The sequence below is a fragment of the Enterobacter cloacae complex sp. P47BA genome, assembly GCF_014930485.1.
Lineage (GTDB): Bacteria > Pseudomonadota > Gammaproteobacteria > Enterobacterales > Enterobacteriaceae > Enterobacter > Enterobacter bugandensis.
The window spans coordinates 394995-412020 of record NZ_JADBRF010000001.1 but is presented as its reverse complement, the minus strand read 5'-3'; the positions used below and the strand labels follow the sequence as shown (position 1 = coordinate 412020).

22 protein-coding genes are annotated in these 17026 nt (G+C 57.5%); 11 read left to right on the top strand and 11 right to left on the bottom strand.

All coding sequences use genetic code 11. From position 1 onward, the window contains the following. Positions 1–31 precede the first annotated feature (31 nt). Positions 32–334: a hypothetical protein gene (locus tag IM299_RS01905; RefSeq protein ID WP_193356938.1), complete on the top strand. Its 303-nt coding sequence runs from the start codon at positions 32–34 to the stop codon at positions 332–334. A gap of 114 nt (positions 335–448) precedes the next feature. Here the strand turns inward: IM299_RS01905 and IM299_RS01900 are convergent, their stop codons facing one another. The 7 genes from IM299_RS01900 to IM299_RS01870 all read right to left on the bottom strand — a co-directional run bounded on the left by IM299_RS01900 (position 449) and on the right by IM299_RS01870 (position 7698). After that, complete coding sequence (locus IM299_RS01900; RefSeq protein WP_041910147.1) at positions 449–1048, bottom strand: NAD(P)H-dependent oxidoreductase; 600 nt, start codon at positions 1046–1048, stop codon at positions 449–451. A 74-nt stretch (positions 1049–1122) separates the two neighbouring features. Next, complete coding sequence (locus IM299_RS01895) at positions 1123–1716, bottom strand: TetR/AcrR family transcriptional regulator (RefSeq protein WP_048956407.1); 594 nt, start codon at positions 1714–1716, stop codon at positions 1123–1125. A gap of 34 nt (positions 1717–1750) precedes the next feature. Further along, entirely contained in the window at positions 1751–4840 is a 3090-nt protein-coding gene (locus tag IM299_RS01890) for an efflux RND transporter permease subunit (protein ID WP_193356937.1), read from the bottom strand. Next, positions 4837–5946 carry an efflux RND transporter periplasmic adaptor subunit gene (locus tag IM299_RS01885; RefSeq protein WP_193356936.1) on the bottom strand — a complete coding sequence of 370 codons (1110 nt, stop codon included), beginning with the start codon at positions 5944–5946 and terminating at the stop codon, positions 4837–4839. Before IM299_RS01885 ends, IM299_RS01890 begins: the two co-directional genes overlap by 4 nt. Positions 5947–6020: 74 nt before the next feature. Beyond that, positions 6021–6635 (bottom strand): TetR/AcrR family transcriptional regulator, encoded by a 615-nt coding sequence (locus tag IM299_RS01880; protein ID WP_047368492.1) that lies wholly within the window; start codon positions 6633–6635, stop codon positions 6021–6023. Positions 6636–6831: 196 nt separating this feature from the next. After that, complete coding sequence (locus tag IM299_RS01875) at positions 6832–7146, bottom strand: PTS sugar transporter subunit IIB (protein WP_193356935.1); 315 nt, start codon at positions 7144–7146, stop codon at positions 6832–6834. A gap of 84 nt (positions 7147–7230) precedes the next feature. Beyond that, a complete protein-coding gene (locus IM299_RS01870) occupies positions 7231–7698 on the bottom strand; it encodes a nuclear transport factor 2 family protein (protein ID WP_045630373.1) in 468 nt (155 codons plus the stop codon). A 119-nt stretch (positions 7699–7817) separates the two neighbouring features. Here IM299_RS01870 and IM299_RS01865 point away from each other — a divergent pair, with 119 nt between their 5' ends. Continuing rightward, on the top strand, positions 7818–8375 hold the full coding sequence (locus IM299_RS01865; protein ID WP_227013022.1) for a TetR/AcrR family transcriptional regulator: 558 nt from the start codon (positions 7818–7820) through the stop codon (positions 8373–8375). Between the two features lie 101 nt (positions 8376–8476). Beyond that, positions 8477–8989, top strand: a complete 513-nt coding sequence (locus IM299_RS01860; protein WP_193356934.1) for a GNAT family N-acetyltransferase — start codon at positions 8477–8479, stop codon at positions 8987–8989. On the opposite strand, the gene IM299_RS01855 is transcribed toward IM299_RS01860, so the two are convergent. After that, complete coding sequence (locus IM299_RS01855; protein ID WP_045630376.1) at positions 8970–9758, bottom strand: hypothetical protein; 789 nt, start codon at positions 9756–9758, stop codon at positions 8970–8972. The two genes, IM299_RS01860 and IM299_RS01855, sit on opposite strands and share 20 nt — an antisense overlap. A 1-nt stretch (position 9759) precedes the next feature. Then, positions 9760–9957: a hypothetical protein gene (locus tag IM299_RS01850; protein ID WP_059357030.1), complete on the bottom strand. Its 198-nt coding sequence runs from the start codon at positions 9955–9957 to the stop codon at positions 9760–9762. A 257-nt stretch (positions 9958–10214) separates the two neighbouring features. Between IM299_RS01850 and IM299_RS01845 the strand changes: the two genes are divergently transcribed. Genes IM299_RS01845 through IM299_RS01810 form a run of 8 tightly spaced genes read left to right on the top strand, consistent with a single transcriptional unit; the run spans position 10215 to position 16095 of the window. Continuing rightward, a complete protein-coding gene (locus IM299_RS01845; protein ID WP_041910128.1) occupies positions 10215–10649 on the top strand; it encodes a nuclear transport factor 2 family protein in 435 nt (144 codons plus the stop codon). After that, a complete protein-coding gene (locus IM299_RS01840) occupies positions 10646–11365 on the top strand; it encodes an SDR family NAD(P)-dependent oxidoreductase (RefSeq protein ID WP_193356933.1) in 720 nt (239 codons plus the stop codon). The genes IM299_RS01845 and IM299_RS01840 overlap by 4 nt, the downstream gene beginning before the upstream one ends. Further along, the gene (locus IM299_RS01835; RefSeq protein WP_193356932.1) at positions 11362–12621 is read left to right on the top strand and encodes an NAD(P)/FAD-dependent oxidoreductase; all 1260 of its coding nucleotides are present in this window, start codon (positions 11362–11364) and stop codon (positions 12619–12621) included. Before IM299_RS01840 ends, IM299_RS01835 begins: the two co-directional genes overlap by 4 nt. Before the next feature lies 1 nt (position 12622). Beyond that, positions 12623–13345: a DUF1365 domain-containing protein gene (locus IM299_RS01830; RefSeq protein ID WP_048956418.1), complete on the top strand. Its 723-nt coding sequence runs from the start codon at positions 12623–12625 to the stop codon at positions 13343–13345. Next, a complete protein-coding gene (locus IM299_RS01825) occupies positions 13342–14562 on the top strand; it encodes a cyclopropane-fatty-acyl-phospholipid synthase family protein (protein ID WP_045630380.1) in 1221 nt (406 codons plus the stop codon). Before IM299_RS01830 ends, IM299_RS01825 begins: the two co-directional genes overlap by 4 nt. Then, entirely contained in the window at positions 14559–15044 is a 486-nt protein-coding gene (locus IM299_RS01820; protein ID WP_193356931.1) for a DUF2878 domain-containing protein, read from the top strand. The genes IM299_RS01825 and IM299_RS01820 overlap by 4 nt, the downstream gene beginning before the upstream one ends. Continuing rightward, the gene (locus IM299_RS01815; RefSeq protein ID WP_028013062.1) at positions 15041–15565 is read left to right on the top strand and encodes a hypothetical protein; all 525 of its coding nucleotides are present in this window, start codon (positions 15041–15043) and stop codon (positions 15563–15565) included. Before IM299_RS01820 ends, IM299_RS01815 begins: the two co-directional genes overlap by 4 nt. After that, complete coding sequence (locus tag IM299_RS01810; RefSeq protein WP_193356930.1) at positions 15562–16095, top strand: DUF3833 domain-containing protein; 534 nt, start codon at positions 15562–15564, stop codon at positions 16093–16095. Before IM299_RS01815 ends, IM299_RS01810 begins: the two co-directional genes overlap by 4 nt. Here IM299_RS01810 and IM299_RS01805 read toward each other — a convergent pair. Continuing rightward, on the bottom strand, positions 16092–16550 hold the full coding sequence (locus IM299_RS01805) for a DMT family transporter (RefSeq protein WP_193356929.1): 459 nt from the start codon (positions 16548–16550) through the stop codon (positions 16092–16094). The two genes, IM299_RS01810 and IM299_RS01805, sit on opposite strands and share 4 nt — an antisense overlap. A gap of 4 nt (positions 16551–16554) precedes the next feature. Beyond that, positions 16555–16989 (bottom strand): DMT family transporter, encoded by a 435-nt coding sequence (locus IM299_RS01800; protein WP_028013065.1) that lies wholly within the window; start codon positions 16987–16989, stop codon positions 16555–16557. Between the last annotated feature and the right edge of the window lie 37 nt (positions 16990–17026).

The following is a 17026-nucleotide window of genomic DNA, read 5'->3' as shown; positions in this document are numbered from 1 at the left end:
TCAATAAAAAAATCACAAAAAGGATGTGCGTATGTTGAAAAGCTTAGTCGCGGGAAAGATGAGCTTACCGATGACTTTCTGGGGATGGGGAATTTGCGGTAATTTTCTACTGGGTCTCATTGGGCTTGCTGGAGTGCAGACCGGTCACCCGGCCATGGTGCCGTTTTCCTATATACTTAAAGCCATTCTGTTCAGTGCTGTACTTTCCGGCATAACTTTCATTCTGCGTCGAAAAATCACAATATTGGGTGGGATCGCTTTTTTTATTATTTTGATTCAGGTGATTATGAGTGTAGTGATGACGATAGGCCTTTTCTCGTTATTTTTTGAATAATCACAAGAAAGAGAGTTCCGGTTTGCCAGCAGGATCCCTGACGGTTAGTAACATCGAGAACTCGTGCCTCCTTTTGGCGAAGGAGGCACGCCGTTGCTGGCTGGATAGCCGATATTATTTTAGGTCGCGGATCTCGTTCAGGAATTCCTCAACCTGCTCAGGCGTAGCCGTGTCTGCCTGGTAAAGGATTTCGAGCTTAACGTTCTTCAACCCGCAGAAGCCAAATACCCCTTCGATTATCTGCGTCTGGATCGCCGTCGAATAGCCGTGCTTGTCGAACCCGGTAAGATCGCTACCGCCGGTGGCAATCAGGCGGACGGGAACATCACGTAAGTTGCCCACAATCCGGCCGTCGTCGGCCACCTTATACGCCCAGTTCAGGGTTAACACGCGATCGAACCAGCCTTTCAACAGCGCGGGAACCGACCACCAGTACACCGGGAAGACGAATACCAGCATATCCGCGCGCTCGACGCGCTTTTGCTCGCGCAGAATATCGTCGGGGAGGGCGCTCGGATCGCCATGATACAAATCGAGATCGGCGCGGGTCATCGCCGGATTAAACCCTTCAGCATGCAGATCGGCGATCTCAACCTGCGTACCTTCCTCGCGTAATTTCCCGGCAATACGGGCTGCCAGCGTATGGGATAACGAATTGTCGATCGGGTGTGCCGTCACGATCAGCGCGTTTTTAATAGCATGGGTTGCAGACATAGCGACCTCCAGATGGGGGAAAAGTGATGCCTATATTACTATTGGTAACTTAGGTGTCAATCCGCCCCCGGCGATCATTTTGTGCTATTCGCGTAGGTCTCCAGCACCCCAGTCATGACTCCGCAGAGCATATCTTCTGCCACATTCCGGGCGAGCACGCCGTTGCCCGCCGAGGTGCTGAGCGCCTCCGCCGCGCCAATGATGGCCGTCAGTACCGCTTCTCCCTGAACGCCTTTTAAGACGATAAAAGGAGAAAGCGCGGTGCGCAGGCAGTCGGCGCATTCGGCCACGCATGCTTCCCGAAACGTCTGCAGCGCGCGAGAACCGGACAGCGCCGCGGCGATTGGCCCGGTTTCAGGCCCTGCGGCAATGGCACAGTCGATATAGGCCGCGCTGAAAAAGCGGATCGTCTTCTCCAGCGTTTTGCTGTCTACCGCCAGCGTCTCCCTGAATTTCGCCAGCTGCCGATCGCTATAGTCCTGGTACAGTGCCATCAGCAGCCCCTCACGATCGCCAAAGTGGTCGTAGGGGATAGGCTTGGTCACGTTGGCCCGTTCTGCCAGATAGCCAAGGGTCAACGCCTCCGTGCCTTGCTGACGCACGATCCCTCGCGCAACCTCCAGCAGCTGCACGCGGCGGTCCTCTTTTCTTAAGCGCTTAACAACCATGCTTGCCTCAGGTCAGTTATCTACTGATGGTAGTTTACACGTTTTCCGTGGCATGCTGCACGCGTTGTTCAGCCGGGCGGATCCGGAACCAGATCGCATACATCGCGGGCAGGAAGACGAGCGTAATGATCGTCCCGCCCAGCGTGCCGCCGATCAGCGTCCAGGCCAGCGTGCCCCAGAACACCGAATGCGTCAGGGGAATGAACGCCAGCACGGCCGCCATGGCGGTGAGTAAGACCGGCCGCGCTCGCTGGACCGTCGCCTCGACCACCGCCTGGAACGGATCGAGGCCGTCCTTCTGGTTATGATCGATCTGACCGATCAGAATCAGCGTATTACGCATCAGAATGCCGGAGAGGGCGATCAAACCGACCAGCGCGTTGATGCCAAACGGCTGATTAAATATCAGCAGGGTCGGCACAACGCCAATCAGCCCCAGCGGCGCGGTTAAGAACACCATGACCATTGCGGAGAGTGAGCGCACCTGCAAAATGATGATCAGCAGCGTCAGGGCAATCATGATCGGGAAGAGCGGTAACATTGCCTGCGTGGCTTTGCCCGACTCCTCAATCGACCCCGCCATGTCAATGCGGTAGCCGGCCGGCAGCGAATCAACGATCGGCTGGAGCTGCTTCATGATGGCGACCGACACGTCCGGCGGCTGAAGATTGTCGGCGATATCGCCCCGTACGGTAATCGTGGGGGTGCGATCGCGACGGCGCAGGATGGGGTCTTCCATGCCGACCTCTATCCTGCCAATTTGAGACAGCGGCACGCGCTGTCCGGCATTGCCGACCAGGGTAAAGCCTTCGATTTTTGCCGGGTCAAGGCGGATATCACCCGCCGCGCGGGCAACGACGTCTACCGATCGAATATCTTCCCGCACGGAGGTGACAGGCACGCCTGAGAGCAGGAACTGAAGCTGCCCGGCAACGGCACTGGAGGTTAAGCCGGTCGCCTGCAGGCGGTTTTGATCGAGGGTGAAATGCAATACGGGAACGCGTGACCCCCAGTCGGTATTGACGGTTCTCATCATCGGGCTTGCCAGGAGCACGGCTTTCACCTTATCAGCGATGTCATGCACCTGTTCGACATCCGGCCCCGACACGCGCCAGGCAACCGGGAAAGGCGAGTAGGGGCCAAACACCAGCTGCGTCACCCGCACGCGGGCTTCGGGCGCAAGGCCGCTGGCGACGGCCTCCCTGAGCCTGAACTTGAGCGCCTCGCGTGACGTCTCGCTGTCCGTCAGGATCACGATTTTCGCAAAAGAGGGATCGGGCAGCTCGGGGGCCATTGCCAGATAGAAACGGGGCGAGCCCTGACCAATATAGGCCGTGACGATTTTGGCTTCTGGCTGCTTGCTCAGCCACGCTTCTATTTTTGCAGTAGCAGCGCTGGTTTGCGCAATCGAGTTACCATAAGGCATCTGTACTTCAACCAGCACTTCCGGGCGATCGGAGGTCGGGAAGAACTGTTTTTTTACCAGCCCCATGCCAAGCACGGCCAGAATGAAAATGGCGACTACGGACCCGGCCACGCGCCATTTTCTGGCGATAACGCGGCCAAGCAGCTGGCGAAAACGGTTATAGCGAGGCGTGTTATAGATGGCGGCATGGCCGCCTTCCACTTTGGGGATCGCCGGCAGGATCTTCACCCCCAGATACGGCGTGAACACCACCGCAACAAACCATGAGGCAATCAGAGCGAGGCCGACAATCCAGAACATATTGCTGGTGTATTCCCCGGCGGTCGACTGGGCAAACCCATTCGGCATAAAGCCAATCGCCGTCACCAGTGTACCGGCCAGCATCGGCGCGGCGGTGTGGCTCCAGGCGTAGGCTGAGGCTTTGATTCTGTCGTAACCTTCCTCCATCTTCACCACCATCATTTCGATGGCGATAATGGCATCGTCAACCAGCAGGCCGAGGGCGAGGATCAGGGAGCCCAGCGTGACGCGGTCAAAGTTTATTCCCGCGGCCTCCATCACCACGAAGACGACCGCCAGCGTCAGCGGGACCGCCGCCGCGACCACCACCCCCACGCGCCAGCCCATGCTGATAAAACAGACCACCATAACCACGAGCAGGGCGACGAAGAATTTGATCATAAACTCATCGACCGACGAGCGGATATTCACGGACTGGTCGGTGACCTTGGTCAGGGTCATGCCAAGCGGCAGGCTATCATTGATTTTCGCCGTCTCCGCATCCAGCGCTTTACCCAGCGCCAGGCCGTTCCAGCCCTCACGCATGACAACACCCAGCAGCAGGGCGGGTTCATGCTGATTGCGTATCAGCATCGTCGGGGGATCTTCATAGCCTCGTTCAACCGTTGCCACATCCGACAGCGTGAGCGTTTTGCCCTGAGCGACTAAAGGCGTATCGCGGATTTTCTGCAGTTCATCGAACGCGCCGTCCAGGCGGATAAAAATCTGCGCGCCCCGGGTCTCAATGGCGCCCGCCGCGGCCAGGGCATTCTGGTCGTTGAGGGCATTGAAAATATCCTGCGGTGAGAGGCCCATCGTCGCCAGACGGTCATGGGAGAAGGCGATATAAATCCGCTCGGCCTGTTCACCGATGATATTCACTTTTTTGACCCCTGGAACGTGCAGAAGCTGCTGGCGCAGGCCTTCGGCATCGCGTACCAGTTGCCGCTGCGGTTCGCCTTTTGCTTTCAGAGCAAAGAGGGCAAAGGTGACATCCGAGAATTCGTCATTGATCATCGGGCCGATGACGCCCGCCGGGAGACGCTGGGATTCATCCCCAAGCTTTTTACGCGCCTGATAGAACTCCTCCTGCACCTCAGAAGGCGGGGTTTTGTCCTGCAGTGACAGGGTGATATACGCCATGCCGGGGCGGGTATAGGTTTCCGTACGGTCATACCATTTGAGTTCCTGCAGGCGCTTTTCCAGCGGTTCGGCCACCTGATCCTGGATCTCCTGCGCGGTTGCGCCCGGCCAGACGGCAATCGCCGTCATCTGCTTCACGGTGAAGGGCGGATCTTCCGCGCGTCCCAGTCCAAAAAAAGCGTAAATACCGGCAATGGTCACCAGAACGATCAGAAACAGCGTGACGGAACGCTCGCGGACGGCCAGCGCGGACAGGTTGAAGCGACTTTGGCTCATGGCGCGTTCTCCGCCGGAGCGGCATGGCGTTGTTCTGCAACCCGGACAACTTCACCTTCGTGCAGAAGATGGGCGCCTAACGCAACAATCTTCTCCCCGGGCTTCACGCCGCCCGTGACCTGGACCGCATCTTCGCCCACGCTCAGCACCTTAACCGGCGTCCATGTGACCTTTGCCGGCTGGGCGGAAATGCGCCAGACGCCGGGCCCTTTACCCGCATCGTAGAGTGAGGCCAGCGGGACCTGCATGGCCTGACCTTCCGCTTTCGGGTCTTCAAGGCTGAGCGTGACGGTCGCCCCCAGCGGCGCGTTCGCCAGCTGGCCAGCCAGCACGTAGCGTGCTTCATACGTCCGGGTTGTGGCATCCGCGGAGTCAGACAGCAGGCGCAACGTGGCGGTGACCGGGTGTTGTTCACGGCCATAAAGCGTGGCTCGTGCTTCGCTGCCGACGGCAGGGCGCAGCGTCTCCGGAAGCTGCACGAGCGCTTCGCGCTGTCCCGCTCTGGCAAGGCGGATCGCCACCTGCCCGGCGCTGACCACCTGACCGGGTTCGGCAAGCGTCTCCATCACCACGCCGTCTGAATCCGCCAGCAGGACGGCATAGCCCGTGGCGTTTTGCGCCACGTTGGCCTGCGCCCGGGCGGCGCTGAGATCCGCCCTGGCCGTATCGGCCGCCGCTTTAATCTGATCGTACTCCGCGGCGGACACCGCGCCGGATGCCACCAGACCGCGATAACGCGCCTCATCGCTGGTGGCTTTTCTCGCCCGCGCCTGGGCAGCATCCACCGCGCGCTGCTGCGCCTGAGCCTGTAATTTCAGGTCAACCGGATCCAGGCGCAGTAAGGGCTGGCCCTGTTTGACAGTCTGCCCGGTATCCACCAGACGTTCGAGGATTTTACCCTGAACCCTGAAGCCCAGGTCGCTTTGCGTTCTTGCCACCACCACGCCCGTAAAGGTGCGAGCGGCTGGATTCGCCATCTCGACGGAGGCGGATCTGACAAGCGGTGGCCTGGTGCGTGGATCGTCACTCGCGGAAATATCGCCGCATGCCGCGAGGGCAAACGGCAGAAGACATATGACAAGGCGGGCTGAAGTGAGCCTGAGCATGGGAAACCCTTTTGAAGTAACAGGACAGTTTCCGCATTCTGTGATTAGTGACCAATAAAGTCAATGGTCACTAATCAGGGGGCCAGGCTTCTTAAAATCAGTGAGGAGAGGAGTACCGCTGCCGTTGGGGCAGTTTCAAGGTTGTACTGCAGCTGAACGGGGTTAATGTAAGGGCACATCACCATGTAAACGGCGCAGGTGACCTCATCCAGCGGCGTCTTCCTTTCGAACTCTCCAGCCTGTCTGCCTTCGATAATGATGCTCTCAATCAGCTTCAGGAGGCTTTCGGTATACCTTTCCGTCGAAGGCCACTTCTCCCGTGACGCGACGGCGGCGATGTCGTAGAGCTTGCGATCGTGGAAAAACAGCTCGCTTCCGGCCTCGGTAAGTGCTTTGAAAAGTCGGCGGATTTTTTCGCTGGCTGACGGCGCATCCGCAATGGCGGAAAGCACGGCCGTCATGATCAGCTCCAGGCGGTTAGCGCAGATCACCTCGCCGATAGCCTGCTTGGAATCGAAGAACTTATAAATGTAGGATTTTGAAAAACCGATAGATTTCGCCAGCTCGGCGACGGTGGTTTTTTCATAGCCGTAGTGACCGAAGTGCTCAAAGGCCGCTTCGACGATTTGCTCTCTGACAGAATGGTCAAGTGGACCACGTATTGATGGGGCGTTCATAGTTTTAGTCATTATGTAAGCTTAGCGTGACGAGCTACGATTGACAACGAGTGACCATTTCGTATTTTGGTTACATCCGTTTTCGTCGTGAGCCGTTCAGACGGGACGATCAACCAGGTGGGGTAAGTGTATCACTGTTTTTCGCGCGCTATGGCATCTATCTGTCTGCGGGGGCGAGGAGGCCGCAATAGCAATGCGGCCTTGTCTGTCAGGCAGCCAGTTCAGGCATTTGCTCCTTTACGAAATTCAACACCTTCTTCGCGTCCAGAGACGCGTAGGGAAGACTCTCAATGATGGCGTTTGAACGTGTATTGCCCACCGTTGCGTGTATCTCGTCGAGTTTGTACTGAATGTGCGGCGCGATAAGAAAACCGTCGAAAGCGGGGGCGACGCTGGCGAAGTTATCCAGCCCAACGGCGCTAATCATCAGTGGATAGCCTTCTTGTTCTGCCAGGGACTGCATTTTTTTGGCAAGAGCGTTTGCGGTATTACCGAACAAACAACATATCAGAAGCTTTTTCATATTTTGTTCCTCCTGAAAACCGCTCATAGGGTAGCCCTGAGGTGGTCACCGAAATGCGCGCTATCTCTGATTTTGGTGACAAAACTATAACCCCAGATCGCTCAATGAGGGATGATCGTCCGGGCGTCTACCCAACGGCCAGTGGAACAGTCGCTCGGATTCTTTTATCGGCATATCGTTAACGCAGGCAAAACGGCGCTTCATCAGTCCGTCCGGTTCAAACTCCCAGTTTTCATTACCGTACGAGCGGAACCAGTTGCCGGAATCATCATGCCATTCATAGGCATAGCGAACGGCGATGCGGTTATCCGTAAACGCCCAAAGCTCTTTAATCAAACGATAATCGAGCTCTTTTTTCCATTTCCGCTCCAGAAACGCCTGTGCCTCTTCACGGTTGGTGGCGAACTCCGCGCGGTTGCGCCATTGAGTATCCAGCGTATAGGCCAGCGCGACCTTCGCCGGGTCGCGGCTATTCCAGCCGTCTTCTGCCAGTCTGACTTTTTCGATGGCGCTTTCACGCGTGAAGGGCGGTAAAGGAGGACGTGCGTTCATTGCGATTACCTCTGTCTGTTATTATGTAGACAGATCTGTCTACTTGCGCTAATCTATGCTTGAAAAATAACGCTGTCAACACTCCTTTTAGAGGCTGCCGAAAAGTGAATACACCCGTCATGAGCAACGATAAAAAAATCAGCGTCAGGGATAAAATATTACATACGGCGCACGATCTGTTTTATTCCACGGGTTTCAAAGCCACGGGAGTAGATACGCTGATTAAAGAGGCGAAAGTGACGAAGGTGACGTTTTATCGTCATTTTCCGGGTAAAAGCTTACTTATTCTTGCCTACTTACAGTACCGGCATGAAATATGGATTAACTGGTTTGAAACCACGCTGCGTCGACATCTCGACGCAGGCCTGACAGCGTCTGATGCATTATCCGCAACGCTTCACGAATGGTTTGTTTCGCCCGAGTTCCACGGCTGCGCGTTTATTAATGCCAGCGCCGAAGCCAAATCCGAAGATATTGAAAGCGAAATAAAAGCGATATGCCGCCATCATAAAATCGAAACTAAGAATATTATTGCGTCGCTGACGAAGATCGCGGATGAGCACGTCGTCAATGAAATCATGTTGCTCATTGACGGTGCCATTATTCATGCGCAGATGGGCATGGAGACGGATGAGGTCATTGCTCCGTTGAAGAGGGCATTAGCCGGGTGTACTTAACGTCGTTCACCGCAATACTATATGCTGCAAGAATTTAACTTTTTTTGTCTTTCTCGTTTCGCACGACATCACACGTAAAGCGGCTAGTAAGGATACCTTCCATGACTCATCGAATTCGACAGGCCACCGGGGCCGATTCTGCGCTCTTAAGCGAACTTGGATACCGCATTTACCCCGCCCATTTTCAGCATCTGTGGGTATCAGACGCCGAGATGAAGGCCTTTCTGGACGGCGAGTACGCCGTTTCTGTACTTGAACAGAGCCTGAAAGAGCAGAATGTGACCTGGTATATTGCACAGACCGATCGGCCAGTGGGATTCATGAAAGTGACCTGGGACGCTATGCTTCCGGAAACGGACAAGAGGGGCGTTCTCCTCAACAAGCTCTACCTCGATCCTGCTGAGACCGGCAAGAACTATGTTCAGGACATGTTCAATAAAATTATCGACATGGCCCGGAGCAGGGAAAAGGACTATCTCTGGCTGGAAGTGCTTGAGCAGAACGCGGGAGCGTACCGGTTCTACCAAAAGCAGGGCAGGCTCTGCATCAAGAACGTCCTTTTCGAAACTGCCTCACAGCAGAGCATACTCAACATTATGGGGATGTCTCTTTAGAACGCGCCTGCATGTCCCGCTGCGCCAGAGACAGCGCGCTGGCGCTGGCGGGGTCGAACAGCGATATGCTCTCAATCTGATTGAGTAAAATCACCTTGCGGAATGACATGGCGCTGCGGGGTTCAGAGTCGAGCGTAATGTCATGCTCCGCATACCACCTGCTGTAATTATTCTCGATACGCAGATTCATCGTCTTCGCATCCCGGTACCCGCTCAACATTGGGATCAGCACAATATTGGCCGTTTTTTCATATTCCAGCGTCGCGGTGTGGATCATACCGACGTAAATCCGCCGCGACCGGAGTGTGACCTGCGCCAGCTCGCCTTGCTCCATACACTGATAGAGCAGTTGTTCAATCCCGCTCGCCTGCGCAAGCCGTTTGTAGAGCTTTTTCCGACTCTCGCCGTCCAGCCTGGCGCTGCCTGCCCAGTTAGAGCGGTAGAGGCAAAACAGGATAGCAAACGCCAGCATCACGACCACCGGCGCCTGAATGCCTAAAAAACTCCAGTTCATAAAGTCGATTTGCCAGTCGGTGTATTTCGGTGAGGCAAAGTGGAAAGCGTTGTTGGCGGCGGAAAGGGCGAACAACAGCAGCCAGAGCAATCCCGTGGCGATTACGCCCTGCAGAACGAAAATACAGCCGTAAAGCGCGACGAGAAAATAGACGTCCCAGCCGAAGGAACGCTTAATTTTAAAGCGGGTCGACAGGTCGCGGCTGGTGTACCAGTACCCGCAGACCATCAGCACCATAAATATCGCCGTTCCCATATCAGGCCCTCTTCAGCGCGTTAACGTGACGCAGAAAGTCCTGCCGCACCTCGTTGCTCTTGTAGTTCACCGAGGCGTTCCCGTCCTGGTCGATAATGATGCGATCGCCATCTTCCACGGCTTCAATAATTTCCTGCTGACTCATCACCTGCAGTAAGGATTCCGGGCTTGAGAATAGGGAGAGAAACAAACGTTTCATGTCAGGCATCCTTATGAATAAAAAGGATAAGCCTGGAAGATGACGGCTGAATTTGCCTTAAGGATAACCTGAAAGTGAAAGTCGGGTGGCGGCTACACCTTACCCGGCCTACAAAACCGTCAAATGATTGTGTTTTCAAATTGTTGATATTTATGGGTAATTAAAAATAAATTTGCACAAACTTGGACAAATATCGTTAATTGTGTAAGTTTTAAATATGCGATTACGCCACGTTGTTTACAGCCAGGATGTGACCCATGAGCACTTTGCCCTCTGTCGTGAGTCGGTTTATTGAGTACTACGCCGCACTGGATAGCCAGCCGCCGACCGCGCTGGTCGGGCTTTACCATTCGAATGCCACCCTTATCGATCCGTTCGGCGAGCACAACGGTATTTTCGCGCTTCAGCGCTATTTCACCCATCTGCTGGCAAACGTCGAGAAGTGCCGTTTTGTCATCGATCCGCCGCTCTGCAGCGGGAACCGGTTTGTTGTCACCTGGGTAATGCACTGGTCGCATCCGCGCATTGCCGGAGGCGAGCCGCTTGAACTGCCCGGATGTTCGGTGGTGGACACCGAAAACAATCTCATCACGCGTCAGCGGGACTTCTACGATGCGGGAGAGATGATCTACGAACACCTCCCTCTGCTGGGCTGGGCGGTACGCGGCGTGAAGCGGAGGGTCAAATCATGAAGACGGTGCTGATTACCGGCGCAAGCTCTGGCATCGGCGCGGGGCTGGCGAAGTCCTTTGCTGCTGACGGCTACCACGTGATTGCCTGCGGGCGCGATCCGGCGAGGCTTGAAGCGCTACATCAGACCTGCCCCTATCTCACCGTTCGCCTGTTCGATATGACAGACAGGGACGCCTGTCGCCAGGCGCTCAGCAGCGTTTACGCCGATCTGGTTATTCTCTGCGCCGGTACCTGCGAATATCTCGACGGCGGCGTGGTGGATGCGGCGCTGGTGGAGCGGGTCATGACCACCAATTTTCTCGGGCCAGTGAACTGCCTGGCCGCGCTGCAGCCGCAGCTGGTTGCCGGTAACCGCGTGGTGCTGGTGAGCTCGATGGCCCACTGGCTGCCCTTCCCGCGGGCAGAGGCCTACGGCGCGTCCAAAGCGGCGCTGAGCTGGTTTGCCGACAGTCTGCGTCTGGACTGGGAGCCAAAGGGGATTGCCGTGACGGTCGTCTCTCCGGGATTTGTCGATACCCCGCTGACGCGCAAAAACGATTTTGCCATGCCGGGTAGGGTGAGCGTTGACAAAGCGGTCAAGGCGATCCGTACCGGGCTGGCAAAGGGCAAAATGCATATCGCGTTTCCTGCCGGGTTTGGCCTTATTTTGCGGCTGCTCTCCGGGCTGCCCGCGTTTTTGCAGCGCACGCTGCTGCGCAGGATGGTGCGCTCATGAACATTGCAATTATCGGCAGCGGCATCGCCGGGCTGACCTGCGCCTGGCGGCTGGCAGGGCATCATCAGGTAACCCTGTTTGAAGCGGGCACCACGCCCGGCGGCCATACCGCGACGGTTGACGTCTCAACGCCCCAGGGCACATACGCGATCGATACCGGGTTTATTGTCTACAACGACCGCACCTACCCGCGCTTTATGGGCCTGCTCAGCGAGCTCGGCATCAGCGGGCAAAAAACACAGATGAGCTTTTCAGTACACAACCCCGAGACGGGGCTTGAGTACAACGGACACACGCTGACGTCGCTGTTTGCCCAGCGCCGAAACCTGGTAAACCCGGCATTCTGGCGGCTGCTCGGTGACATCGTCCGCTTTAACCGCCTGGCGAAACAGGCCCTTGAAGGGGAGGTCGATCCGAACGCAACGCTGCAGACGTTTCTGGACCAGCACGGCTTCACGCCGTTTTTTGCGCGCCACTACATTCTGCCGATGGGGGCCGCGATCTGGTCGTCGTCACTGCAGGAGATGAAGCGTTTCCCGCTGCCGCTCTTCCTGCGCTTCTTTCACCATCACGGCCTGCTGGATATTACCCAGCGTCCGCAGTGGTACGTGGTGCCGGGCGGCTCGCGGGAGTATATCCGCGCCATGCTGGAAAAACTGGGCGACCGCCTGACGCTGCACCTGAACACGCCTGTTCTGCGGGTGAGCCGCCACGCGCACGGGGTCACGCTCCAGCTTGAAAACGGCAGCCACACCTTCGACCAGGTGATATTTGCCTGCCACTCCGCCCAGGCGCTGGCCATGCTTGACGAGCCGACCGCCTCAGAGCGCGAAGTGCTGGGCGATATCGGCTGGCAGCGCAACGAGGTTGTTTTGCACAGCGATCCGCGCTGGCTGCCGGTGCGACAGCGCGCCTGGGCCAGCTGGAACTACCGCCTGAGCGCGCAGGAGCAGGCCAGCGCCTGCGTCACCTACAACATGAACATTCTGCAGGGTCTGCCTGCGGGCAGCCCACTGTTCTGCGTCACCCTGAACCCGGACGAGCCGGTGGATGAACGCTTCGTCCTGCAACGCTTTGTCTATGAGCATCCGCTGTTTAACCCGCAAAGCTGGCGTGCGCAGGCGCGCCGTGGGGAGATCAACGGTCATCACCGGAGCTGGTTCTGCGGCGCTTACTGGTACAACGGTTTTCATGAAGACGGCGTGCGCAGCGCGCTGGACGTGGTCAATGAAATAGCCGCCGGGGAGGGGAACTGACATGAACAGCTGCCTCTATCACGGCGTATTGCGCCACCGCCGCCTTCAGCCGAAAACGCATGAATTCAGCTACGGCGTTTTTATGGCCTGGTTGGATCTTGATGAACTGCCGCTGCTGGCGTCCGTCGGCGTGCGGCGCAACCGCTTTGCCGCCGCCGCGTTCCATGACGCGGACTATCCGCTCGGCACGCCGCTTAAAGAGAACGTGCTGAACAGGCTGGAGAGCCTGACCGGGGAACGTCCCGCAGGGCGGATCATGCTTCTGACGCAGCTGCGCTACTTCGGGTTTCATTTCAATCCGGTCAATTTTTACTACTGCTATGACCAGGAAAACACGCTTCGCTGGGTGTTGGCGGAGGTGCGCAACACGCCGTGGAACGAGCGCCATTATTACGCGGTCGACGGGCAAAATGCCCGGCCCACGGAAAAAGCGTTTCACGTTTCCCCCTTCAACCCGATGGACATGGTCTACCACTGGCGCTTCAACAACCCGGACAACACGTTGCATATGCACATTGAAAATCATCAGGAAGCGAAGGTCTTTGACGCCACGCTGGCCCTGCGCCGGGAGCCTCTGACCCGCCCGGCGCTGCGCGCGCTGCTGCTGCGCATCCCGCTGATGACTCTGAAAACCGTTTTCGCCATTTACTGGCAGGCGCTGAGGCTATGGCTCAAGCGCGTGCCGCTGTATAACCATCCCGTCAGCAGGAGTGAACGCTCATGACCGATCCCGTCTTTGCGCTAGAACCCGATATCCCGCGCAACGTCCGCATCGCGCGATGGCTGCTGTTTCGTCTGTTAAGCGGCATTCGCGGCGGCTCACTTACCCTGCGTGAAGGGGCGCAGACCTTCCATTTTGGCGAGACATCCTCCGCGCTGCACGCCGACGTGCAGATCCTCACGCCCGGCGTCTACTGGCGCGTCTTAACGGGCGGTAGCCTTGCCGCCGCAGAAGCCTGGATGGACGGCGAATGGGAGACCGCGCAGCTTACGCCGCTTCTGCAAATCCTGGCCCTCAACGGCGAGGTGCTTGGTCGTCTGGAGAACGGGTTCCGGCTGCTTGGCCGACCGCTGGAGCGGCTGCGCCACTGGACGCGGCGCAACTCTCGTGCCCAGGCCCGCGAAAATATTGCCGCCCATTACGATCTGGGCAACGCTTTCTATGCCCATTTTCTGGATAAGGAACTGCTTTACTCCAGCGCGCTGTTTACCGCGGACGAGCAGGATCTGACGGCGGCTCAGCAGGCCAAAATGGCGCGCCTGTGCGACCAGCTGGCGCTAAACCCGGATGATCACCTGCTGGAAATTGGCACCGGCTGGGGGGCGATGGCGGAATACGCCGCCCGTCACTACGGCTGTCGGGTGACCACCACCACGCTGTCGCAGGAGCAATATATCTGGGCGACCGAGCGCATTGCCCGCGCCGGGCTGCAGGATCGGGTTGAGGTACTGCTCTGCGACTATCGCGACCTTACCGGGCAGTACGACAAGCTGGTCTCGATAGAGATGATTGAAGCCGTCGGGCAACGCTATCTGCCCACGTTCTTTCGTACCTGTCAGGCGCGGCTGCGCCCCGGTGGACGGATGGCGATTCAGGCCATCACCATTCAGGACCAGCGCTACCGCGACTACAGCAAAAGCGTCGATTTTATCCAGCGCTACATTTTCCCCGGCGGCTTCCTGCCGAGCATTACGGCGATGAACGAGCTGATGACGCGCCACACCGATTTCGTGGTGCGCAATCTCTTCGACATGGGGCCGGACTACGCCCGCACGCTGGCCCACTGGCGGCAGCGCTTTGTCCACGCCTGGCCGGAGATTGAAAAGCTTGGCTTTGATGAACGGTTCCGCCGCATGTGGCTGTACTACTTCGGCTACTGCGAAGCCGGGTTTAACGCCCGCACCATCAGCGTGGTGCAGCTGACCGCCGAGCGCGTATGAGACGCTACCTTCAGGTCTTTCTGCTGGCCGTCGCGTTCGATCTCTACTGGGCGCTGGTAGTGCTGTTTCGCGAACAGGGCCTGATTATCTGGCTCGGGCTGGCGATCCTGGCGTGCCTGCTCTTGCCGACAGCATACCGTCTTTACGCCATTGGGCTGGCCTCGGCGGGCAGCCTGCTGGATGCGCTCTGGGCGCTGACGGGGCTGATTGCCTTCACGGGTGACTCCCTGATGCCGCTCTGGATGGTGGCATTGTGGCTGATGTTCGCCGTGGTCTGGACGCAGCTTGCGCGTACCACCACGTTACCCGGCTGGCTGCTGACCCTGCTGGCGGCCGTGGGAGGCCCGGTGGCCTACCTGATTGGCGAGCGGTTGGGTGCCATCACGTTTCTGGAGCCGACCTTTATCGTCGTCAGCTGGATGGCGCCGGGCTGGCTGGTGCTGATGCTGTTTTTCCACCTGCTAATGGGGAGACAAAAATGAGGGCTGCGGTTCTGCTGTTTTGCCTCATGCTGGTTGTTCCTGGTGCTCAGGCCGCCGACTGGCTGGCCTGGCGCAAGGTGGGCGACGCCACGCTGACCTGGGGGCCGTTCACGGTCTATACCTCTCAGCTTCGCACGCCGGATGGCCGTTACAGCCGGGACGATCAGGATCAGGCGCTGATTATTACCTACGCGCGCGACATAGATCGCGATGAACTGGTTGAGGCGACCCGCGACCAGTGGCAGGCGCAGGGGATCCTGACGCAGGAACCGCAAAGTGAAGCCTGGCTAAGGATGCTCCAGTCCCTGTGGCCGGATGTCAGACCGGGTTCACAGCTGGCGTTTGTTCTCAACGATAAGCAGGGGCAGTTCTGGTACCGCGCGTCGTCGGCGCAAAAATCTTTTATTCCGCTCGGTCCGCGCCAGTCAGAGGCGTTCAGCACCCGCTTTCTGGCCATCTGGCTCGATCCCCGCACGCAATATCCTGAGCTGCGTCAGCAGCTAATCGGAGGCAAAAAATGAAACGAATCCTGACGCTGGCGCTGGCATTCACGATGCTGCTGGCCGGCTGCAGTACGGAGGTGTCCGAGTATCGTCAGCAGCAGCCGCGGCTTGATATCTTCCACTACTTTCAGGGCAAAACCGAAGCGTGGGGCATGGTGCAGGATCGCAGCGGCAAGCAGATCCGCCGCTTTCACGTTGAAATTGCCGGAGACGTTATCGGCGATACGCTTACGCTCAACGAGCACTTCGTTTACGACGACGGCGAGAAGCAGCAGCGAGTCTGGCACATTCGCCGCGTGGGGAACGATCGCTACGAGGGAACGGCAGGGGATATTGAAGGGGTTGCCACGGGACAGGCCGCAGGCAACGCCTTTAACTGGCATTACAGCATAAACGTGAAGGCCAACGGCAAAACGTGGCTGCTGAACTTTGATGACTGGATGTACCTGCAGGATGAGACGCATCTGTTCAATAAAACCGAGATGAAGAAATTTGGCGTCACCGTCGCCACGGTGACGCTGTTCTTTACCCGGAATACGGAAGCTTAGTCGCGAACATCGCCGTTTTTGCTGCTGGAGTAAATGAAGTACAGGGCAATCCCCAGGCACACCACCGCGCCCAGACGGCTCGGTGAAAACGGAATAGCGGGATTGTTCAACCAGCCAAAGTTATCTATCAGCATGCTCATGGCGAGCTGGCCGAATATCACCGCCACCGTGGCGACGGCGGTGCCGATGCGCTGCACGGCGAGCACCATGATCACAATGTAGGGCACGCCGAACATCGCCCCGAGGAGCTGCCATTTCGGCACGTCCAGCAGCGTGACCGTCTGCTTAGGCTCAAAGAAGAAAATGAGCAGGGCGGTCACCAGCGCGCCGACGGAAAACGTCAGAAACGCGCTCTTGAAAACGCCCACGCTGCTGCCGAGCTGTCCGTTAATTGCGGCCTGTATGCTCAGCGTCGCCCCGCCGCAGATGGCCAGAATTATCATCATCAGTGTCATGTGTTTACCCCTTTGCGACCAGTACCAGTGCGGCAATAATAAAAACCAGCGCCACGATGCGTCTTGCGTTTATCTTCCTGTGCGGCGTACCCAGCAGGCCAAAGTGGTCAATGATCAGGCTTTTAAAAACCTGACCTGCCAGAATGCCGATCATCGTCAGAGCGATGCCGATAGCGGGGGTGGCGATAGTCAGAATGACAACGTAAACAGGACCCAGCACGCCGCCAAGCAGCTGCCAGCCGGGCTGTGCGAAAAACGACGGACCGTTGCGCGGGCTGAAAAACAGCATCAGCAGAAAGGTCAGCGCGGCGCCGACCCCGAAAATGCTGAACGTGGCCCATAAATCGCCCACTTCTCCCCCTAACGGCCCCAGCAAACCCGCCTCGACGGAGAGGCCCATCCCGCCGGCAATCACCAGTAAAATCAATACAAACTGCATTATGCTTCCTCCATTATCAGGCGAAGAAGATTACGTC